The 22,675-nt window shown below is 48.6% G+C and carries 17 protein-coding genes; 2 read left to right on the forward strand and 15 right to left on the reverse strand.

Translation table 11 applies throughout. The features are described from left to right. Positions 1–110 precede the first annotated feature (110 nt). The gene (locus tag E1919_RS10265) at positions 111–404 is read right to left on the reverse strand and encodes a universal stress protein (RefSeq protein WP_162053307.1); all 294 of its coding nucleotides are present in this window, start codon (positions 402–404) and stop codon (positions 111–113) included. Positions 405–709: 305 nt separating this feature from the next. After that, positions 710–1,609, reverse strand: a complete 900-nt coding sequence (locus E1919_RS10270; RefSeq protein ID WP_162053308.1) for a 3-keto-disaccharide hydrolase — start codon at positions 1,607–1,609, stop codon at positions 710–712. A gap of 165 nt (positions 1,610–1,774) precedes the next feature. Here E1919_RS10270 and E1919_RS10275 point away from each other — a divergent pair, with 165 nt between their 5' ends. Together E1919_RS10275 and E1919_RS10280 are read left to right on the forward strand one after the other, a co-directional pair. Further along, positions 1,775–2,629 (forward strand): AraC family transcriptional regulator, encoded by an 855-nt coding sequence (locus tag E1919_RS10275; RefSeq protein ID WP_162053309.1) that lies wholly within the window; start codon positions 1,775–1,777, stop codon positions 2,627–2,629. A 442-nt stretch (positions 2,630–3,071) separates the two neighbouring features. Beyond that, on the forward strand, positions 3,072–3,236 hold the full coding sequence (locus E1919_RS10280; RefSeq protein ID WP_162053310.1) for a hypothetical protein: 165 nt from the start codon (positions 3,072–3,074) through the stop codon (positions 3,234–3,236). 37 nt (positions 3,237–3,273) lie between these two features. On the opposite strand, the gene E1919_RS10285 is transcribed toward E1919_RS10280, so the two are convergent. The 13 genes from E1919_RS10285 to E1919_RS10345 all read right to left on the reverse strand — a co-directional run bounded on the left by E1919_RS10285 (position 3,274) and on the right by E1919_RS10345 (position 22,649). Beyond that, the gene (locus E1919_RS10285; RefSeq protein WP_202915895.1) at positions 3,274–4,728 is read right to left on the reverse strand and encodes a glycoside hydrolase family 28 protein; all 1,455 of its coding nucleotides are present in this window, start codon (positions 4,726–4,728) and stop codon (positions 3,274–3,276) included. Positions 4,729–4,755: 27 nt separating this feature from the next. Next, positions 4,756–5,157: a VOC family protein gene (locus tag E1919_RS10290; protein ID WP_162053311.1), complete on the reverse strand. Its 402-nt coding sequence runs from the start codon at positions 5,155–5,157 to the stop codon at positions 4,756–4,758. 227 nt (positions 5,158–5,384) lie between these two features. After that, positions 5,385–6,614 carry a dienelactone hydrolase family protein gene (locus E1919_RS10295; protein WP_237144233.1) on the reverse strand — a complete coding sequence of 410 codons (1,230 nt, stop codon included), beginning with the start codon at positions 6,612–6,614 and terminating at the stop codon, positions 5,385–5,387. Positions 6,615–6,679: 65 nt separating this feature from the next. Further along, complete coding sequence (locus E1919_RS10300; protein WP_237144235.1) at positions 6,680–7,489, reverse strand: rhamnogalacturonan acetylesterase; 810 nt, start codon at positions 7,487–7,489, stop codon at positions 6,680–6,682. Between the two features lie 28 nt (positions 7,490–7,517). Continuing rightward, a complete protein-coding gene (locus E1919_RS10305) occupies positions 7,518–8,285 on the reverse strand; it encodes a rhamnogalacturonan acetylesterase (protein WP_162053313.1) in 768 nt (255 codons plus the stop codon). Between the two features lie 666 nt (positions 8,286–8,951). After that, positions 8,952–10,733 (reverse strand): glycoside hydrolase family 28 protein, encoded by a 1,782-nt coding sequence (locus E1919_RS10310; protein WP_162053314.1) that lies wholly within the window; start codon positions 10,731–10,733, stop codon positions 8,952–8,954. 12 nt (positions 10,734–10,745) lie between these two features. Further along, complete coding sequence (locus E1919_RS10315) at positions 10,746–12,371, reverse strand: glycoside hydrolase family 43 protein (RefSeq protein ID WP_162053315.1); 1,626 nt, start codon at positions 12,369–12,371, stop codon at positions 10,746–10,748. A gap of 151 nt (positions 12,372–12,522) precedes the next feature. Then, on the reverse strand, positions 12,523–13,509 hold the full coding sequence (locus E1919_RS10320) for a pectinesterase family protein (RefSeq protein WP_162053316.1): 987 nt from the start codon (positions 13,507–13,509) through the stop codon (positions 12,523–12,525). 339 nt (positions 13,510–13,848) lie between these two features. Beyond that, a complete protein-coding gene (locus E1919_RS10325; RefSeq protein ID WP_162053317.1) occupies positions 13,849–15,096 on the reverse strand; it encodes a glycoside hydrolase family 88/105 protein in 1,248 nt (415 codons plus the stop codon). Positions 15,097–15,294: 198 nt separating this feature from the next. After that, positions 15,295–16,953 (reverse strand): RagB/SusD family nutrient uptake outer membrane protein, encoded by a 1,659-nt coding sequence (locus tag E1919_RS10330; protein WP_162053318.1) that lies wholly within the window; start codon positions 16,951–16,953, stop codon positions 15,295–15,297. Between the two features lie 9 nt (positions 16,954–16,962). Then, a complete protein-coding gene (locus tag E1919_RS10335) occupies positions 16,963–20,046 on the reverse strand; it encodes a SusC/RagA family TonB-linked outer membrane protein (protein ID WP_162053319.1) in 3,084 nt (1,027 codons plus the stop codon). A gap of 243 nt (positions 20,047–20,289) precedes the next feature. Further along, positions 20,290–21,234: a pectinesterase family protein gene (locus tag E1919_RS10340; protein WP_162053320.1), complete on the reverse strand. Its 945-nt coding sequence runs from the start codon at positions 21,232–21,234 to the stop codon at positions 20,290–20,292. Then, a complete protein-coding gene (locus E1919_RS10345; protein ID WP_202915896.1) occupies positions 21,231–22,649 on the reverse strand; it encodes a pectate lyase family protein in 1,419 nt (472 codons plus the stop codon). The genes E1919_RS10340 and E1919_RS10345 overlap by 4 nt, the downstream gene beginning before the upstream one ends. Positions 22,650–22,675 lie beyond the last annotated feature (26 nt).

Below are 22,675 nucleotides of genomic sequence, written 5' to 3' on the forward strand. Positions count from 1 at the left end.
CGTTGTCCGAAGAGATAATTTCCTCCAGGCTGTCCCCGCCGCAGGGAGGCTCGTCCCGACGCAAGGCTTGTTTGAATTTCATAGCAGTAAGCAAACTAGTACTCTAGTGTTTAGCTACTTACCAGAATGAAAGTTGCAAAAGACTGGAAGTTATTAGACAGTCTGACGTCCTCTGGCAGAACGCTCTTGCTGTCTTTTACATACTGCTCCAACTCCAGGACCTTCTCTTTTTCAAGCGCAGGTATAATGGACGGGATATCGTAGGCGGCAGGAGGCGACACCATCGGATGAAAGGCATGAAAAACAACCACATTCAGGTTTGCCTTTTGAGCCATTTTAAGTGAATACAGAAGAGCGCTTTTTGAATTCGGAGAATAATCTACAGGTACCAGGATGGTTTTCATTGCTGCTGATTTTAAGTGAAACACATTACGTTAGCCTCTACTTATCTTACTGATTTACAGCATAAAGGTATACCAGCACATGCAGGATTTTGATGACCTGCATCAGTCAAAAGCAGAATCTTCATCAGTTATCAGCATCTGAAAATCGTCATAAACCAGTATAGATAAAACTCCAGCGGAGCAACCTGTTTGAACCTTCTTAACAGGTCGCTCCGCTGGAGCTAATAGTACTTACTAGATTATGCTATCAACAGGTCGTCCCGCTGAGACTAAGGCTATCTGAATATGAGTTTGTGCAACCCTGATTATTTACTAAAATAGGCGGCGTAATTTTGGGGCAGCTCCTCCAGACTTTTGATTTGAATATCTTTGTAGTATACCTCTGCGGCTTCGCTCTGTAGCTGTATCTTTCCCTTGGTGAGGGGTTTTGGTGTGCCATTGTCTATGTAGCGGGAATTTTGAAGTACCATCACCACATGCCCGTTCACAATATGAAGGCTCTTGTCCTCAAAGCAAACCAGTTCGATATCTGTCCACTCCCCTTCTGGGCTCTCATGGTCTTCGCTGCGCAGGGCAAACCCGCTGAGGTCGGTGCCAGCGCCCAGCGGCAAGAAAGGCTGCCTGGTACTTGCCACCGTATTCATGTCTCCTTCCGGTATAAAGGCGCGCACGTCTATGGCAGAGTTAGCAATCGTCCAGTAATCGCCCATGTGACCTTCCATAATCTGGAACTCCTGCGAGAGCATCCAGGCCCGCCAGTAGTCCTTCCCGCTCTCGCCGATAGAATGGTATAGTACCCCTGAGTCCTTCAACTTCTCCATACGTGGCACCCACTTTTTATCGCCCCACTTTACCTTCAGCTTCAGATGATAGTTTTCAAATTCCTGCTTGGTGAAGACGCACCCATAAATTTCACCGCTTACCTTCAGAACAGGCTCGCCGTTTTCTTCCACAACTGAGAAAACATTATTGACATTCTTATTATACCCGATGGGGGCTATGATGCTTCCATCTTTTTCTTTTGGCGCTTCTCCATTATAGCCGTCTTTATGCCGGTAGCTTAGGTATGTTTCCCACTGAGACATATCCTTATCCAGTAGCGGCACCCATTTTTCTTCTGTATTAAAAGAACTGATGCCGAACACGCATATAAAGACAAAGGCGCAGGCTGCCAGGCCCTTGTAAACTCCGGATATACTTTTCATAATTTTAAGATTTTGTTTTAACAGGATTTAATCTTCAAAAGCACTTTCTCCCTTTGCCCTGAAGGTTTATTAGCTTTATCAAAAGTAGAAAAGGGAACTCCTTAGAGCCTTGTATAAATCCATTGTTTTATGGTAAATATGCCCACTTATTTGTACATTCATTTTATGAAGCGCTATATCCAGTATGAACCCTTCAATATTTACCTGTTCGACACCAGCGTATGGGAGCACCCGGTTCACAAGCATTCTTACTTTGAAATTATCTTCATCAGGAGTGGGCGTGGCCTGCATGTAATCAATGACAATACTGTTTTGTACACAGCCGGTGATGTATTTTTACTTGGCCCGGAAGACTACCATTACTTTGACATTCAGGAGCATACTACTTTCTGCTACATCCGCTTTACAGAGGTTTACATTAAAGATCAGGACGTACAGAAGGTGCCTGATTGGATGCGGACGATTGAGTTTATCCTGAACTCACCTTACCAGTGCGAGGGAACAATTGTAACGGATGCAGAAGAAAAGGAGCACCTGGACCTGTTACTTTCGGTGCTACTCTATGAATACAACAACCGGGAAGAAAGCTCCTATGAGCTCATCATGCACAGCATTATGAAAGGCATGCTTGGCATCCTGGCCAGGAACATGGTGCGGCAGAAGTTAATAGACAAAAAGAAGACGAAGAGTTCCCGGCTGATAGAGGATATCATGCTGTACATCAGCCAACATATTTATGAGCCTGACGCGTTGCGCATGGAGCGGCTGGTGGAAAAATTCAACTTCTCACACAGTTACCTCAGTATTTTCTTTAAAAAGCAGACGGGTGAGCCGCTGCAGCAATACATCTTAAAGTATAAGCTAAAGATGATAGAGAGCCGCCTGCAGTCCGGTGACAGGAGCATTTCGGAAACGGCTTATGAATTCGGCTTCACGGATGGGAGCCATCTAAATAAGCTTTTCAAGAAGTATTATGGTGTTGCCCCGGGTGCTTTCAGGAAGCACTCAGATAAATGCTAAAGCCAAATGAATTTCCTGGGTTTGCTTTTACAAGCATTAGATTTTTCAGCTAAATATGAAAAGCTTTTATTGACTGATGTTACGCAAAAATTTACTTCAGCCGGAAAAGTCCCCCTTTGAAGGTAGGGCCGTTTCATTCTACATTTTTGTCATCCTGTAAAGGATCTTGTGGGCCAGTTGCGAGAGCTTAACCTCCCTTCTACCAAGTTTCTTAACAGAATGACAGTGAAGTTAGCTTCTTATTCTTAGAATGAAACGACCCTACCCTTTTGAAGGGGGTAGGGGGACAAAAAAATGCTTGCGTAACGTCAGTCATTAAAATTCAACGTAAGTAAATAAATCTGAAATCATGAACTGCTTCATCAGAATATAGCAGAGCTTTCAATGTCGATCGCACGCTTGAGAGACTTAAAAAAATCAGTGATCAACTTCGCATAAGGTCATGAATCTTTTTGAATTAATACTCGGCATACTTGTTACGGCAGGGTTTGGATATGCCCTGGCAAAAAACCTGAGAAAACCTGGATTTGGACATGCACTACTTAGAGTTGAAACTGTGCTGGGCCTTGCAGTCGGAATTTATATAGTTGCAAGTTCCGTGTTTTGAACGTGAAACTCGAAGTATAGCGGGTGACCTATAGCCCCTAATCCTGTACTTCAGGCATATTTTCAAATTCGATCTGTTCGCCGTTGATGATGACATCGTTGAAAAGTACGTCTTTTACATTAGAGAATTTATAAGGCACCTCCACCTGGTCAATCTTTACATTTATCAGGCGGATGTTCTCTACCGGCGACTGTTCATACCCCTCCAGCAGCACGCCTACTTTGCCGCCATTCTGCACCGTCATATTTTTCACTTCAATGTTCCGGACAGTAGGAATATGAGATCCTTCATCCTCGTAAAACATGTTTACCCGTATCACCTGCTCTGCTACCTGCCCTACTTCTATATTGCGCAGGTAAACGTCCTCTACCACGCCGCCACGCATATAACTTGTTTTAATTCTCAGAGCTCTGTCCAGTAAAGGGCTGTTCATGGTGCAGTTCTCTGCATACACATTCCGAACACCACCGGAGATTTCGCTGCCAATGACCACGCCTCCATGTCCGTTTGCCATTGTGCAGCCTTGTATGATGATGTTCTCGCTCGGCACGTTGATTCTGCGGCCATCAGCATTCCTGCCAGATTTGATAGCAATGCAATCGTCTCCTGTGTTAAAATAGCAATCTTTGATAAGCACGTTCTTACAGGATTCCGGGTCGCAGCCGTCAGAGTTTGGCCCCTGGCTCTCGACGGTTACCTTTTGTATGGTTACATTGGTGCACAGCACCGGGTTCAGTATCCACATCGGTGAGTTGATGATGGTGACGCCCTCTATGAGCACATTCTCGCAACGGTAAGGCTGCACGAACTGCGGGCGCAGATAAAAACCTTCTCCAAATTTTCGTTCACCTACCGGAACATTGTTTTCGGCCATTTCGAACAAGGCGGCTCTTTTGTCGTCGTCGGTCTGGTTTGGTGCACCCTCCGTCCAACCATACTTTTTGTTACCTTTCCAGGGCCACCAGTTCGTTTCATTTGCCTGCCCGTCTAGAGTACCCTCGCCTGTTACGGCAATGTTCTTTTCTCCAAAGGCGTATATCAAGGGCGAGTAGTTCATCAGTTCCACCCCTTCCCAGCGGGTATATACCAAAGGCAGGTAATCGTTAGGGTTAGTTGAAAACAGAATCGTGGCATCTTTCTCCAGGTGCAGGTTCACATTGCTCTTCAGATATATGGGGCCTGACAGGTACTTCCCTGCCGGCACTACCACGCGTCCGCCGCCTGCTTGGTTACAAGCTTCTATCGCCTCTTTTATGGCTGCAGAATTATCCGCCTTCCCGTCTGCCAAAGCTCCATACTCCATGATGTTGAAATCCCTCTCCGGAAAGGTGGGCGGCACAATCTGCGTCAGCACTTCCGCGGCATGTTCCCAAGCATCGGCAGAGGCTGCCGGCTCAGATTGATTGGCTGTATTGCTGCTGTTACTGCAGGAAGAGAATACCGACATAAGTATAATGGCAAGAAAAGAAATTGGGAAGCGAGCTATTTTCATGTTGGGAGATTAGGATGAGGCTTCAGGTTATTGTTTCTCCGTTGCTGCCAGCATGGGCTGCGCCCTTCTGCACAGCTGCAGGGCAAGTCCCCACGGGTCGCGGAGCATCACCAGGTGCGAGCCATCTTCCAGGCGCTGGTCAGACACTACACTGGCTCCTGCTTTTTGCAGGCGCTCTTTGTCGTGCGCAGGGTCTTCGGAAATAAAAGCAAGGTGCACCAGCAGCGGGTTCATCTCTCTATAAGGCGGCACTTCATCGGCAGGATTTAAATAGATTTCAATCATGATTCTGTCGCTGTCATCCGCCAGGAACGTCATATACGGCGGCTCCTTTACCTGCTTTACAATCTTCAGGCCCAGGTGCTCTACATACCACGCTGCCATTGCGACAGGCGCTTCCACATTCAGTGCAAAATGTTCTAGTTTCATTTTATAGACATAAGATGTTAGACATAAGACAAAAGACTTTCCCTCCATTTGTAGCTTGTGCTTCTCTGGAGCGGGCAAGCCTTGACACAAACAATAGCTTTAAGTATGCAGCAAGAGCCTGAGCATTGAAAAAAACACTATAAGTAAGTGTAAGGGACTCATGCTATCACAGTAAATTTAAAAATCAGACACAGTTAAGTCCTGTGTCCTTTGTCTTGTTTCAAACACTACTTCAACCACTTCTCCAGCCAGGCAAAGGCATCCTCCTGCATTGCAATGGTCATGGAATGCGGCGCGTCGTAGTATTTCACTGCAAACTTATCCGGGGCTTTCATACTGGAATAGATGGTGGAGAGTTTTTCTTCGGCTGCCTGCATCCCGGTTAGGCTGAAAAGCTTATCCTGCTTGCAGTTCATCAGCATCAGGGGGCGCGGCGCATTCAGAGAAGCGACATCAGGCAAATCGAGGAACTGGTACTGCCGCGGCACATACATCATCCAGGTGTGGTGGGCATGCTGCTGCAACATATGCTCGTAAGAAGTAGAAAAAGCCGCTACCACGCCTGTCTTGATGCGTGCGTCGAGGCCGAACAGATAGGTGCTGCGCAAGCCACCTAAAGAAAGCCCGATGCAGCCAATCTTTTCCGCATCAACTTCGGGCCGGGACAGCAGGAAATCTACCGCTACTCTGTCGTTCTGGGTAATGATGCCGAGCCAGGTCGTGCCGGAGGTGAGGATAGTTTTATTCATCGCCACTTCATTCGGCCCTGCCACCTGCTTGTTGTAAATTTGGATGCGCTCGCTTTCACTGGCACCTTCCACTTTCTCGTCATATCCTTTTGTATCTACCAGCACTGCCGGGTCCAGCTTCTGAGAACCAAAATATGGCGCATCAGGGCATAGCACTACGAAGCCGCGTCTGGCCAGTTCATCAGCATAGTAGCGCCCTTCGTACAGATTCTGTACATACTCTACCAGTATATCTGGCTGATTGTCTGTTAAGGTATGCTTCTCTTTCCCGAAATAGTAGAAGCCGCCGTGGTCGTGTAGTGCGATGACAGCAGGCGCTGGCTTGGTCAAATTATCTGGTATAAGCAGGAAAGCTTCCGTCTTTTGCAAGGCATTGACATTATACCGCACCAGGTACTGCATATAGCCCTCCCGTTTCGTGGTGCTTAAGATTTCAGAGTTCAGGGGCGCAGGTTCCGGATTAAAGGCGAGCAGTTCGTTTAGCTGTGCTTTGGCAGTTTTCCGCCACTTCTCCACACTCCTCCAGTTTCTTGACAAGTACGATAAGCGGCTGTTGTTTTCGCTGGAGTAGGTATCCAGCAAGGGGTAAAAATTGCCCACATCAGAGGCTACCTGCTGCGCAGAGGCAACAACACTGGAAAAGGCCAGCAGAAAAAAAAGACAAATTGCCTTTATGGTGGATAGTATATGGCGGTGGCTTTTATTCACAAATCGATTTTTTCACTTAAGCAACTCTACAAGAGAGCTGTAGGATATACTATTCTACAAGGTACTTAATTCTTCGCTGAAGCTTCTGAGGGCTTGAGTTTTTTCATCCCATTAAACACCATCTGCGCCACTGCTTTGGCACCCTCTGGTTGAAAGTGTGTGTTATCCTTCTGGCCCTCCGGATAGGCTTCATACTTACCTGCAGGCAGGTTCATGAAGTAGTTGCTCGTCACATACTCCTCTCCCTTTGCCGTGAAGGCGTTGATAGAAAGTTGTGTCAGGTCGATGAGTGGAGCATTTAGTTCCATGGCGACATCCTTTGCTGCCTGCGGATAATCTCCGTGTACATTGCTGAGTTTGCCGTCTTCCCAGGGGTAGTTCCTGTTAACAGGTGTAAGAATAATAGGCAGTGCGCCTTTCTCGCGGGTCTGCTTCACGAACAGGCGCAGGTATTCTTTGTAGGCAGGTACACTGGTATAACGCTCCGGCTTGTTTTCAGCGGCATCGTTATGACCAAACTGCATCATCACCACATCGTTTTTCTGCAGCGCTTTGTATACTTCTGCCCAACGCCCTTCTTCAAAGAAAGTACGCGTGCTGCGGCCGCCTCTTGCCTTGTCCACTACCACCACACTGTCGCTTTTGATGATGTTCCTGATATGAGAAAGACTGTCAGGGCGCATAAACGGCTGAAATACTTGTCCCCAGCCTGTTACAGGAAACCGGGTGGTCATGTAGTCCTTATCGTCATAGTCTCCGGTATAGTCCGCCACTGTAGAGTCTCCGATGAGGTATACCTTGACCGGCTTCTTTTTTATAGGCGCGAAAGCAGCAATGGCTATACTTAACAGCAAGAGTAAAAGTTTGAAGTACATCTTCATAGCGGTGTTTTCTGATATGGGTTTACTTTTTCAACAGTTTAGCCACTTCTGGCAAGGCCGTTTGCATTTCTTCTGCCACCAGGTCGCTCACCCGAAAGGCTCCGTAAGCGGATAAGTGCGTATCGTCTGTGCGACCTTCCGGCAGCGACTCATACTCATTTGGCTCCAGGTGCAGGAAGAGCGCCTTCGACTTCTCTTCGCCATAGCGTGACACTAATTCTCTAGTGCGTTTCTCCAGGTCCAGCAGTGGCACGTTTTGCTTGGCTGCTACTTGGCGTACCACTTCCGGGTATTTGCCGTGTGTGTCAGTCAGCTTTCCGTTTTCAAATTTTCTTCGCACAATAGGTGTCGCCAGCACGGGCTTGGCTCCTTTTGCCTGCGTCTCTGAAATATAGCGTTCCAGGTTCTGGCGGTAGTCTGTTTCGGGAGCGGCGTAGCGGCTGGGGTCCTGATCTTTCTGGTCGTTGTGGCCGAACTCAATGATGACATAGTCTCCTTTCTTCAGTTTTTGCAGCACTTTGTCCCAGCGGCCTTCGTCGCGGAAGCTTTTGGTGCTCCGGCCGTTTACCGCATGGTTCTCTACTTTTATACCCTCCTGCAGGTAGAGCGGGAACACCTGCCCCCATCCTTTCTCTGGATTGCCTTTGCTATAGGGTTTGTCTGCCATCGTAGAGTCGCCTATCAGGAAAATGGTTGTTTCTTTCTTCTGGATATTGCTGAGTAGTGGGAGTATCAGGAGTATTGTCACAACCCATAGAACGTATTTATACTTTAACTTTTGCGTCTTCATTTTTGATGTGATTGTGATTCTTCAGTTTACCCTGCATTGATTTATTTTGGTCTAAGCTGCCGTAGTGGCGGTTCATCCAGCGACCCATGAACAGCCTTTTCCATAGTTTGCTAATTGCGCTCCACTCCCGCGAGGGCGCGTTTTCCTGTTCGGCGCTGTGTATATTTCCTGCCTTACGGCTGCCACTAGCGTGGCACCGGAAATTTACAAGGCGCCTCTCAGAAAAACTGGATAAGATTTTCCTTCGAGCTAATGAAATGGAGCTGTATACAATGTCAAAATAATATCTCTTACCCTTCTAATCAATCTATTCATCCGTCAGCACGGAGTGAATGTGTTTCCAGTCTTTGGGTTGAGCGCCTTTGGAGATTTTTGGTGCCGCTCGCGCGGCAGCGCCTCGGCGCAAAAAACTCCCAGCGCGATGCCCAAAGACGAGGCCTCTCGGCCTGGAGAGCACAGAGCAATAGCTATTGTACAATAGGTCTGATGCCGCTGGATGTACTGTTACTACGGCAGCTTAGACAGAAAAAAACTTTGCTCTTCCATACTATGTATACCAATTCATTAGAAGCAATATCAAGCACACATAAAAGTAAAAGTGCTATAAAAGATTTTAAACAAGTGTAGGAGTAGCGTTAGAGCTCTCCCTAAACCTGCTTTTACTCTCTACTGCTCCATCGTCAACGCAGTGTTGCTGAGATCTTTTCCTTTGGACACCTGCTGTGAAGCGTTTTTGAAGTCTTTGCTTTCTAGCTTTACATTCTTCGTTAGCGGCCCTAGCACCTTTACTACCGGCCCTTGTGTCTCGTCATAGGATAAGCCCCTAACATCTATATTTTTGCTGTTATAGATAGTTAGCGCAGGACCATTTTCGGTTATCACCTTCACGTTCTTCAGTGAAATTCCATCAGTGTCTACAGCTGTTATCCCCTTCTGCGCTTTCAAAACGGAGTTCTCAATGTTCACGTTTTTCAGGTTCATCTCTGGCAGGCCCTGTAGCGCTACTGCCTCGTCTGCTCCGGCTACCCTGATATTAGACATATAAATATCCTTGAAAGAAGGTGTCTCCACTGTTACGGGAACAGGCTTTTCATCTCTTGCCTCGTCGCTGGCTCTCTGATCTTCTTCCAACACAGGAGAGTTGCCGCCATAGAACAGGTTAAAGCTGATGGCCTGGGTCGGAATGTCAATCATGTCGATGTTGGAGATGTAGATGTTTTCTACTACACCGCCCCTGCCGCGTGTACTTTTAAAGCGCAGGCCGATATCCGTACCCATAAACGTGCAGTTGGAGACGTGCACGTTTTTTACTCCCCCGGACATTTCGCTGCCGACCACAAATCCGCCGTGGCCATGGTATACCGTGTTGTTTTTCACAATCACATTCTCTGTCGCCATGCCTCTTCTACGACCGTCCTCATCTTTACCGGACTTGATGCAGATGGCATCGTCGCCCACATCGAAGGTGTTGTTATGGATAACGGCATTCTTGCACGATTCCAGATCCAGGCCGTCGCCGTTCTGGGAGTACCAGGGATTGCGCACGTTCAGGTTACGGATGGTTACATCCTCGCTCATGAGGGGGTGCAGGTTCCAGGCTGGAGAGTTCTGGAAAGTCGGGCCGTCCAGCATGACTTTTTTACATTCAATAAGGCTAACCATCACCGGGCGCAGGAAATCCCTTACGGCCTCATACTGTTCTTTAGTTTTCAGGTGTGTGGGCACGTTAAAGTTACTGCCCGGCGTATCCCCTTTCATGGAATTTGCAGAAGGGTACCACATCTTGCCGTCTTCCGTCACCACGCCACCTGATTTCACCAGGCTCTTCCACTGTGTATCAGTCAACTTGCTTTTCTTCACGGGCCTCCAGGCATCGCCGGAACCATCAAAAGTACCTTTGCCCGTGATGGCGATATTCTCCACTCCTCTTGCCGAAATCGGTGACTGGCAGCGATAGGTTTCCAGGCCCTCGAAGCTGGTTTGCACGAGTGGATAATCGTTAAAGTCTTCGCTGAAGATGACCATTGCCCCTTCTTCGGCATGCAGGTTGATGTTGCTCTGGAGCACAATCGGCCCCGTGAGCCACATACCACGTGGTATTACTACCTTGCCTCCACCCTTGGCTGCTGCTGCGGCTATGGCTTTCTCGAAGGCTTGTGTATTTTTTGTGAGCCCATCTCCTACGGCACCAAAATCTGCTATGCTGACACTGTAGTTAGAGAAAGTTGGCTCCTGTACCCGCGGCATGTCAAACTCGATGCCTTCGTATATATCAGCAGCCGTGCTTGTGGCTGCATTTGCTGTGGTTATAGCTGTGCCTGCAGTGGTTGTTGCAACTGTTGGGGTAGTGGCCTGAGCAGTTGGCTGGCGCTGGCAGGAGAACTGGAGTGCTCCGGTCAATCCTATCAACAACAGCAATCGGTTTACAGATATTTTCTTCGTATTCATATAGATTATACTTTATTTCTTGCTTTGGAAAGTGGATGATGTGTTGGGTGTAATCCGGAACCAGTCGTAGTCGGCGTAGCCGGCATCGTTAATCTTGTCTTCTCTGGTGGCAAAAACACCTACCTTGGCGCCGATCCAGCGGCCCGGAACAGCAGTAAAGAAGTTGCCTGCCTTTTTGAAATCAGTACCGTTTTCGCTGTAGCTGAACTGGCACCTGGCATCCTTGTCCACCTCTACCCGAAGGTATACTTTATTGCCGTTGAGTTTTCCCAGCAACTGCTCGTTTTCAGGTGTGCCTTTGTGTGCGTCGTCTACGGTGGTATAGGCCAGGTAAATCCCGTCTTTTTTGCTGACGAGAGAAAGGTGAGCATAGTCTTCGCCCATCACTAGCAGGCCGGTGCGCTCGTTCTGCAGTTTTGGATTAGGAGAGAATTTCAGCTTTGTGGTGGCGGTGAAAGTTTCGGCCGGGAATTTCTGCAGCAGCAGGTTCGGCACGTCCCAGAAGTTCTTATAGTCTTCTGGCAATTGGTCTGTAAAAAGGCGTAAAGCTCCTTTGCTCCCTGTAGCAAAAGCCCAGGTTGCTTTCGGGTTCGCATGCCACTGCCACTGCAGGCCAAGTCCGCTCCAATCAAACTCATCCGACTCCTGTGGCGTTACCACCGGATACGTTTGGCCAACATCAGGTTTTTTAAAAGTCATTACCGGCTCGCCTTTGCCGTCGCCGTCTTTGTCCGCGCCAATCACGGGCCAGTCGTTCACCCAATTCATCGGCTGCAGGTGCACAACACGTCCGTAAGCCTCCACATCCTGGAAGTGGAAAAACCAATCTTCGCCCGAAGGTGTAGTTACCCAGGCACCCTGGTGCGGACCGTTGATGCTGGTGCTGCCCTGATCCATCACAATCTTCTCCTCATAAGGGCCATACACGTTCTTCGAGCGCAGCACCAGTTGCCAGCCGGTGGATACGCCTCCTGCAGGCGCAAAAATATAATAGTAGCCGTTGCGCTTGTAGAACTTAGGGCCTTCTACTGTTGGGTGATTGTCATGGCCGTCGAACACCATCACGCCATCATCCAGCAGTTTGGTGCCATCAGGGCTCATCCTGTGCACCACCAGAATACTTTTGATGCCTGCACGGCTGCCGGCATAGGCATGCACCAGGTAGGCTTTTCCATCCTCTTCCCACAGCGGGCAGGAATCAATAAGGCCTTTTCCAGCCTGCACCAGCACGGGCTCCTCCCACTGGCCTGCCGGGTCTTTGGTTTTGACCATGTAGATGCCGTAGTCCGGGTCGCCCCAGTAAATGTAGAACTCCCCGTTATGGTGCCGGATAGCAGGTGCCCATACGCCGTTGCCATGCTGCGGCTTCGCGAAGTGTTCAAGGGGAGTGTTTCGGTCTAAAGCGTAGCCAATAATTTTCCAGTTCACCATGTCTCTGGAGTGCAGTATCTGCAGTCCGGGAGCAACATTGAAGCTGGAAGAAGTCATGTAATAGTCATCGCCCACGCGGCATACATCCGGGTCAGAATAATCGGCGTGAAGGATGGGATTTTTGTAGGTACCGTCTCCCTGATCTGCCACCCATACCTTCGAAACCTCAGTGGCGGTTGGTGTGGAGGCAGTTGACGTAGTGTTCATATTACTCTTGCTCTGCGTTAATCCGGACGAGCAGGAATAACTCCAGCAGGAAAGCGCTAAACAGGCATATAGAAAAAAGCGGTTGTGCGTCATGTTAAATTATTTCTGCGATGGTTATAGTGAATGGCTCCTGCGCAGAGCAGAAGCTTCTCTATTTACTGGCGGAGGCTGTTGTTTTACCCGGCACCCAGTCTTTAAAAATGTTCTCCAGGGTATAGTCGCTTGCCTGTTCTTTTGTAAGAATGTGTGCCCATTTCACGCGCTTAGCAGGTGCTGCACCCGGACCTTTGGAATTATACTCCGCATAGTAGGATGTCTTTTCAGCGTCAGGTTTGTCCCAGTTGTGCCAGCCTTCCGGTTTAATGTGGTTGCCCATGTAGGTGTTGATAAACACGGTTTTGGCATAGGGCCTCCAGGGCCTGCCCAGGTAATAGGAGTTGGCAGGCGCATTGCCTGTAAGGCGGCAATTCAGGAAAACAAAGCCGTAGGGTGTTTCTTCTAAGGTAGAGGCTGCGGTTATGTAGTTCCCACCCTCCTTCGAGTAAATTTCGCAGTTCTCAAACACTGCGGTAGACCAGCCGAAAATAAAATCAGTGGTACCTTCTATGTAGCAGTTCTTATAGTACTGGCGGCTTTTTTCGCCATGCGGGTACAGCGTATCCTGGTTTCCCAGAAAGCGGCAGTTGGTGAACATTACCTTATCGCCGTCTATGCGTACCGCCACAGCCTGCCCTACCGGGCCTGCGGAGTTTTCGAAGGTGATATTCTCCGCTGAGAAATCATCTCCAAACACATAGAAACTGGTGGAGCCGGTCGTACCCATTTCTTCGCCAAACCTGTTCTTCTTAGCCGCATAATCATCGTGCGTCAGGATGGTTTTCTGCACATCTTCCCCCACAAATTTCACAGCGGTTTTAGAAGGCGGCAGTACCAGTTTTTCTTTGTACACCCCGTTTTTGATAAATACAGTAGTTGTATTCTTCCTGAAATCAGGCACCGCGTTAATGGCCTCCTGCACCGTTTTGAAATCACCGCTTCCATCTTTGGCCACTACAAAGTCATACTGCTGTGCCTGTAGATTTGTCAGCACCAAGCAGAGTAATAAGGCAAGTAAAGAAGCGTGTTTTTGGATGGTCATAGAGTGTTTACTTAAAGTTTGATGGCAGTATATTAAATAAGATTAGTCAGGATATTTAACTCACCCCTACTCCAAATGCTGTTAACTGAAGCAATCTTTTGTCATTTCGAACATTCTTGAGGCGCGAGCAGAAAAGAGCCAGCGCAGCAGTGAGAAATCTGTGATATTGCGGGGTCATGAAATAACTCAGATTTCTCACTGCGTTCGAAATGATAACTTAATTTCTGTTTTCTTAAGTTAATGGCATTGCCCCTACTCCTCCCAGTAGAAGATATTTTACTCTTGAAGGAATTCCCCTCCTTGGAGGGGCAGGAGTGGGTTCCTTAATCTGCTATCCTTCTAATTTGATGCTGTTCTGTTTAGTTCTTCAAATTCCAGCGAAGCCATGATAAAGGGTGCCACTGCCTTCGGGTCATTGTCTCTGCGCTCTTCGTTGATGTAGTATTCATAGGTGCCGTCGCGGTACGGATCACCTCCTAGGCCTGCCACCGCACATACATTGGTGATGCTGATGGTACCATCGGGGTTTTTCTCTATGAAATTGTTTAGGATACCAGTGTAGGCTTTCTGGGCGTGCTGCATGTACTGCTGGTCGATGTGTCCTTTTTTAGCCGCTTTCACCAGGAAGTAAGTGAACATGCTCGATGCGGAAGCCTCCAGGTAATTGCCTTCTCTGCCGCCCATATCCACCACCTGCCACCAAAGGCCCGTGTCCTTGTCCTGGTACTGCGCGATGGCTTTTGCCATTTTCTGCGTAATCTGCAACACCTCGTCTCGCCTTGGATGATTTTCCGGGAGATAATCCAGCACATCCACTAAAGCCATGGCGTACCAGCCCATGGCGCGGCCCCATACGTGCGGTGATTTACCTGTCTGCGGATCGGCCCACTTTTGTTCGCGGCTTTCGTCCCAGCCATGGTGCCAGAGTCCTTTTTCAGGATTCCACGTGTACTTGTCTACCAGCGCAATCTGCTCCGCTACCTCATCGAACAAAGCCGGTTCGTTGAACTCGACCCCATACTGCGCCAGGAAGGGAGAGGCCATGTAGAGGCCATCGAGCCACATCTGGTGCGGGTAAATTTCCTTGTGCCAGAAGCCGCCCTCCGAAGTGCGTGGGTGCGTGCGCATCTGGTCGCGCAATGTCTCTACTGCCAGCTTATACTTCTCATCGCCTGTCTCCTTGTAAAGCTCCATCAGGAACTTGCCCGGGTTTACACGGTCAATGTTATAGTCTGTTTTCTTATAGGTCATGATGCTGCCGTCTTCGCTGATCATGGTGTCGGCGAAGGCCTGAATGTAGTTCAGGTATTTATCATCCCCAGTCTTCTCATAGACCCTTTCAATGGCGCTGGCGAAAAGCCCCTGCGTATAATCCCACTTTGGCTTGTCTTTAAAGTCGATCATCCAGCCCTCCGGATTTCGTTTGATGTCGGAATCGGCCATCCAGACGGAGTAGGGTTTCTCTGCAGACTGAGGCTGCTGCGCTTGCGCTTCAGCACCCGCAGCAGCCTCAGTCGTAGTACTTCCGGAGCTGCAGGCTGAAAGCAAAGTAATACAAACGGGCAGGATGTATCTGGTGATGGTCATAGTTAAGTTTGATTTGGTTGATGCTTGTTTGAATATTTTAAGTTGGGCATGAGCCTGAAAGGAAATGTTGAATTTCCTTTCAGGCATAAGCTGTATTCTTCGTTTCGCAGCAGCAAGAATTACTACAAGCTGCTACAGGGAGTGTATCTGGCGAGGCAGGTTTACCTCTGGGCTAGATTGTTACACCCATGATCAACATTAATAGCCAGGGTTTTGAGGAAAATTGCCCTCATTTAATAGCAAGGCACGTGAAGGTATTGGTCTTAGTATTTTGAATCCCCCTGTTCCTTCGAACGGGTCTATACTGCGGTTATACCAGTTTCTGATGTCTCTGTTATAGAGCCGGGTTCTCTCCATCAGGGTGCCTGTGCGCTTGAGGTCGAACCAACGCAGGTACTCGCCAGCCAATTCTCTGGCCCTTTCGTCAAGAATAAAGTCGATGTCTACATCTGCGCCAGTAATCATCATTTCATTTTCGCTTCCAGCTTTGGCCGCTCTTCTCCTTACCTCGTTTATTCTTGCAGCCGCAGTACCTGCATCACCTAACTGATGGTAGGCTTCAGCTGCGATTAGGTAAGTTTCGCCCAGACGTGCCAGGTATATATCGCGGGTACTGGTAGGGTTACCGAAGGCTGCCTGAGGATCATCAAACTTTTTAATAGCAGGTGTAGCGTTATCCAGCGCTGTGCTATTCGATGCTTCCCATGCTTCAGAATAAGGTATAACCTGTGCATTGTCGCGCCGTGTTGGGTTTTCTGCCTTCCAGGCGGCAATTGCCTCTGCAGAGTTAGCCCACTTAGGCGCATAATAATAGCGTACGTCCAGGTTTTGCCTTTCTGAGCTCTTGTCATAATAATCGTAGTAACGCTGGTAGTACTCGATCATGAAAGTGGCATCGAACCGAGCATCATTTTCATTGAACACATCGAACAGATACAAGGTTGGCACTAACCGGTAGGCTCGCTGTGGATACCCCTGCGCTGCCCCCTGTCCACCCATGTATGGGCCAAACCAGTAATTCTGATTGTTACCGCCTGTCTGTGGGTTTGCGATGGAGGCCGGGTCATACTGTATAGAAAACAAAATCTCAGGATTTCGCTCGTTACCCGGGAAAAACAGGTTCTCAAACGAGGTAGTTAGTTCCTGCCCCGCTATCGCTTCATCAGCCAACGCAGATGCTCTCTGGAAATCATCCCCAGCTGCGAAAGACTCATACCCTCTCGTTAGGTGTACTTTTGCTAGGAAATGGCGAACTGTCCGCTGGGTAACCCTTCCAAATTCAGATGATGTTTCAGGTACCGCACCGAGCGCCTCATTCATCTCGTTGATAATAAAAGTGTACACCTCCTCTGCTGTATTCCTGTTAAACTCTTCCTCCGGTGCAGTAAAACGTTCCGTTACAATGCTAACCCCTCCAAACTGCTGCACTAGCAGAAAGTAGTAGTAAGCCCTCAGGAACTGCATCTCCCCTTTCCTGACAGGCAAGGCCGTTGCTGACGCAGTCTTGTCGTTAAAGTAAAGGGCTGTATTGGTTAGCTGAATGGCAGCATACGTGTTGCGGTAGAAGTTTTCAACTGAAGCCTCTTCCGGCGTCAATTCTCTGTACTCACTTATACCTTTAGGTTGTGCATCCCTGCCTTCCACAAATAAATCTGTACCCGCTGTAAACACCCAAGGTTCGCTATACACATTGCGCAACGAAGCATAGGAGGCATTCACCAGTTTCTCGTACCCTTCCGTGGTTGAGTAGTAGGCATCTGATTGTATGTTCGAAATATTTTCCTCCTCCAGAAAGTCTTCACATCCTGTAAAAACAGCGAGCACCAGGAGTAAATTGAGTATCTTAAAATTTTTCATATCGCTCTTTTAGAATTTTACATTAACACCAAACTGATAAACAATAGAACTCACACCTGTATTGTTAAGCGAACCGTTTGTGCTGTTCGTAACCTGCGTCGTTGTCAAGTCCAGACCATTGGCAGTCTCAGGATCAAAGCCATCATAATCTGTGAATATGAATGGGTTCAGCACGTTAGCATACACTCTCAGGCCCTTCAGTTTCACCCGCTCTATTAAACCTTGTCCGAAGCTGTACCCCAGTGAAATGTTTTGCACTTTCACGAAAGAGGCATCCTTGAAGTAGCCTACCTGTGACCAATAGTCTCCGGGGCGACCAGGCAGTGGATACTCGTTCGACACACGTGTTGGTGTCACATCGTTAGGTGACATGTAATAGTTAACATCCAGCTTCGATCTGCCTCTGTCGGCCATGTTGGTGAACTCTGCGTGGAAAGGGCTGTATACCTGCTGGCCTTGTCTTGCAAACAAGGCGGCTGACAGATCAAAGTTCATAAAATTGAGTTGTGTGGAGAAACCTCCAATCCATTTCGGGTCTTTCTGACCGATAACAGCTCTGTCGTTGTTGTTGATCAGGTCGTTGCCATCCAGATCCTGTACTTTTGCCTGACCCGGGATCTGCTTGTATACCTGAGCACGGTCTCTTTCATCTTCCTGCCAAATGCCGTCAAACACATAGGTGTAGTTTACATTAATTGGCTGCCCGATAAACCAGGCGTTACCCGGCATGTCTTCCTGGCCGTTGATGAGCTCCACAATCTCATTTTTGTTTCTGGAGAAGTTGAAAGTGGTGCTCCAGGTTAAGTTGTTTGTAGCTACGTTAACGGTGCGAAGCGACAGTTCAACGCCTCTGTTTCTTACAGAAGCCACGTTGTCTACAACTGCCTGCCACCCGTTCTCCATGGCTACCTCACGACCTAATATCAGTCCCTCAGACAGCTTGTTGTAAACATCGACAGTACCTGAAATGCGGTTACCCCACAACCCATAATCCAATCCCACATTGTACTCCCGGGTATTTTCCCAGGTAAGATTCGGGTTCGGAAGCCTGTTTGGAGCATAGCCCAATGCCAGCGTACCGCCCCAGTCATAAAAGGAAGGGCTGCTGAGGTTCATTTGGGTTCCATAAGGACTGACATTATTGTTGTTACCAGAATAACCTATACTGAATCTGGCTTTCAACTCAGACACAAAGGTTAAATCACGCATAAAGGCTTCTTCAGATACGCGCCAGCCAAAGGCAGCAGAAGGGAAAGAGGCCCACTTATTTCCTGGAGAAAGTTTAGAAGAACCATCCCATCTGGAGGCCAGTGTAATAAGATACCTGTCTTTGAAAGAATAATTTAACCTGGTCATGAAAGACAGGATAGAAAATTCGGAATAACCAGTGGCGGTACGCTCCCGGTTGGAAGCAGTCTCAAAATTATAGAAAGACGAGTTAAACGGCAGGTTGGTCACACGGCTGAACAAAGATTCAGCACGGTCCTGCTGCATACTGTGCAGGCCGGTTAAGGTGAAGCGATGCTCCCCGATTTCCTTTCTTGCAGTAATCACGTTGTCCAGAATATAAGAGAAAGACTCTTGATTCAGCATTTCAGCAGCAGGCTGTAAACCACCTCTTGATTCGGTTTGGGAACCCCAGTAGCGTCCGTTTCGCTGAAAAGTAACGCGCGGTGAGAAAGTAGAACGCAGGTCGAGCCAGCTTACAGGTGAGTACTGCAGGTATAAGTTGCCTACTCCAAAATAACGTCTTGTACTATTCTGAGAGTTTGCGTTATCAAGCAGCGGGTTCACAGAACTGGTCATACTGGTAACACTGGTTGTACCTGGCACTGGTATCTGGCCTGGTCTGAAGATTAGCTCTCCATTCTCATCGTAAGGCTTGAAGATGGGAGCCATACGGAAAGCATTTATCACGGCAAGGTCACTTCCGCGCTCATTCTCTGAGAGCGAAAAGTTAACGTTGGCACCGGCTGACCATTTCTCACTAATCCTGTGGTCTATGCTGGCTTTGAAATTATAACGCTCAAAGTAATCGTTTGTAAAGTTGCCTTTTTCGTTCTGATAACCTGCACCGATCACGTATTGCATGTTATCGCCGCTTAATCCAGAAATAGTGAGCCAATGATTATTCTGTGTACCTGTCTGAAGCACCTGGTCGCGCCAATTGGTGAAGTCTATTTCTGCAATGCGCCGGGCTACCTCCGGGTTCTCGGCCCCTCCTATTGTGCTTGGGTAATTACTGTTTCCTGCTAAAAGTTCAGGCACAATGTAAGCGTTCTGCCTGAATTCCCACCATTGGTCACCGTCCATGAAGTCAGGCATACGGGCTACCTGGCGCACACCTGTGTAACCGTCGTAAGAAACGGTCGTGCCCCCTTTTACCCCACTGCCTTGTTTCGTCGTTACTATAACAACACCATTCGAGCCGCGTGAGCCATAGATAGCTGTAGAGGCCGCATCTTTCAGCACGTCCATTTTGGCAATATCCTGCGGATTCAAAAAGTTAATATCCGGCACGATAACACCGTCCACTACAAAGAGTGGCTGTGCGTTCGCAAGTGAGTTCTGCCCACGTATCTGAATGTTGTAGTTTGAGCCTGCGCGGCCTGTGCCAGCGGAGATATCTACCCCCGCCACCTGGCCCTGCACACCCTGAAGCGGGTTTACGGTGCCACGCTCTGCGATAGCTTCCCCTGTCACGCTACCTACAGCCACTGAGACATCGGCTTTATTTTGTGTACCATACCCAACAACCACTACCTCCTCCAGCGCTTTGGAATCCGGAGCCAGCGACACGTTAACGGTTGAGCGGTTGTTCACCTGCACTTCCTGCGCCAGGTAGCCGATAAAGGAAAACACCAGCGTGGCATCTGATGTGGGTACCGATAGCGTATAGGCACCATCCACACCGGTGGCCGCCCCATTTGTGGTCCCCTTCACCAGCACTGTAACACCGGGCAGGCCATCGCCATTTTCATCCGTTACTCTGCCGCTGACGGTGGCGCCTTGCGCCAGTACTGTTGCAACAGAGAATAACATAAGCAGGATAGTAAGCAAGTGCCTCCCGCTTCTAAGTAATGCTTGTCCCATAGATTTATAAATTAAAAAATGAATAATACACAGTTGGTTCTTCTTTTCTATGTAAGCTAATCTTGTTCTGCTGCTGCGGCACTGTTTCAATGCTACACCCTTTTCATGTCACGGGTAGGTGCGCAATCCTTTTCCCATCTTTTTGTTATTTACTGCTCATGTATTGATGTACAGACACTTAAAGCAACCTGTTTTATGAGCAATCGATTGCACAATTTAAGAAAAAAAATTCTTATTAATCACTCACTCACCATTTATCTTCCACCCATCACCCTGAGATAGTACCTGTTCGGCCTTATACTGCTTTGCTTCACGCGCTGTTAACTGCTTCGACCATGCTACTCTTGTCTTTGGCGATGCGCCGGGGCCTTTCGATTTATACTCCGCATACAGGGTTGTTTTCTGTGCTTCCGGCTTGTTCCAGTTATGCCAGCCTTCCGGCCTGATGTGGTCGCCGAGGGTAGTGTTAATGAAAACTGTTTTGGCGTAAGATCTCCAGGGGCGGCCCAGGTATACGTTGGGAGCTTCGTCAGAAGCGGTGATGGTGCAGTTCAGGAAAACAAAGCCATACTCCTGCCCCTGGGGTGTGGAGGCCGCTGTGATGTAAGAGTTCTTTTTGCAGTGGATGGTGCAGTTATCAAACACTGCCGTGGCAGGCCCGAAAATAAAGTCCGTGGTGCCTTCTATGTAACAGTCTTTATAGTACTGGCGGCTGTTATCTACACCGGCATACAGCGTGTCCTGGTTTCCGATGATGCGGCAGTTCTCAAACACGCAGCGGTCAGCCTCCACGTGCAATGCCACGGCCTGCCCTACCGGGCCAGCCGTGTTTTCGAAAGTAATGTTCTTCGCCCTGAAGTCATTGCCCTGCACCAGCAGGGTATAGGAGGTAAAGGTGTTGATGTCGCCTTTCCCGGAGTAATCATCCCAACGGATGATCGTGTTGTCTTTGCTTTCACCGATAAAGGAGATGCTCGTTTTCCAGGAAGGCACCACAATTTTCTCGCGGTACACGCCATTCCGGATATAGATCTCCACACGCTCCAGCGGGAAAGCACGCACGGCATCTACGGCTGCCTGTATGCATACATAGTCACCGCTTCCGTCCTGCGCCACCACCAGCCGCATCTGTTGTGCCTGAACAGCAAATACGCTCAGAAAAAAAAGGAAGGTAGTTAGCAGCTTCATATTTTCTCTTTCATACTAACCAGGCTATTCAGGTATACTTCAATGTTAGTATACTGCTTGTTTAAAGTATAGGCAGCGGCATCGGCAGCGCTGTTAGCGTTCAGCTTTTGCTTTCTTTCCCATTCGTCCGGCATGCCGTCTTCATCTTTGTCGGCCGGGGCAGGTGCTGTTTTCAGTTCCGGCCATCCGCCTACGTCCTGCTGCGAATCGATGATGCCGTTCATATTCTTACCGCTTGCCGGGTTGTTCTGCCGCACTTCCTGCAAGATGCGTTCGTCTACCTTGTCGCGTTTATAGCTTGCGCCCGCGTTCGCTAAGACCAGTTCATAAGCCTCTTTTGCAGCCTGGTTGGGTATGGCAGCTGTCTTAAACGGATTCGCAACCAAAGCAGAATCGGGATGGTCCATACTTACCCCCAATGCATTATACTGCGTCACCTCCGGGTTACCCTCCATCACGTTGCCATTCATATAGAACTGTCCGTAAGGTGCGTATGGCTCCAGCATCCTGTCTTTCTTTGACTTTGGTGTGGCAGGGCCCGGCTTATAGTAGTTGTTCACCATGTTATAGCGTCCCTTTTCACCGCCATACACGTTATTCCCGCCCCAGTTGTAAATCACGTTGTTCCGGAAATCCACCAATTCGTCCGCGGAATTTGCAGTTGTCTTCGATCCGCTAAAGCGCGGCATACGACTCATGTGGTTTGCTATCAGATTGTGATGAAACGAAGCACCAACTCCACCCCAGATGCCACCATAGCCATGGTCGCCTTTCGCGTGCACGGACTGGTTCAGACTCTCTGCAATAATACTCCACTGCAGGGTGAAATTCCTGTTGCCGTAAAAAGATGCGCTTTCATCCGTGGCCCAACCCATAGAGCAATGGTCTACGATAATGTTGCTTTTCCCCTTGTTTGCCCCCAAGGCATCGGCCTGCACGCCTGCTACATCGCCCATCCTGAAGCGGAGGTAACGCACAATCACGTTATCGGCTTTTATGTTCATCGGGTAATAGCGCAGTGTTATTCCGTAGCCGGGTGCCGACTGGCCTGCAAGGGTAATATCGCTGTTGTTTATATCCAGCGGCGAATCTAGATCGATGTAGCCTGACACAGCGAACACCACTATTCTCGGGCCTTTTTTCCGGATGGCTTCCCGAAGGCTGCCAGGGCCTTCATCGTTCAGGTTCGTGACCACCACCACTTGTCCGCCGCGGCCGCCTGTGGTGTACTTTCCAAAGCCTTCGGCACCAGGAAAAGCCAAAGGCTTTTCGCTTTCAGGCTCCTGTTTAACAGCTACAGTTGTTGGCTCCGCTGTAGTTGTACTGGCTGGTTGCTGCGTACAGGCAGAAGTGCCTAACAACTGCAAGCCCAAGCAAAATGTGGCAATTCGTGTAATGGTGTTCTTTGTATACATTCTGTTTTTATCTGATTCAAGTTCAG

The organism is Pontibacter pamirensis, from assembly GCF_010015475.1.
GTDB lineage: Bacteria > Bacteroidota > Bacteroidia > Cytophagales > Hymenobacteraceae > Pontibacter > Pontibacter pamirensis.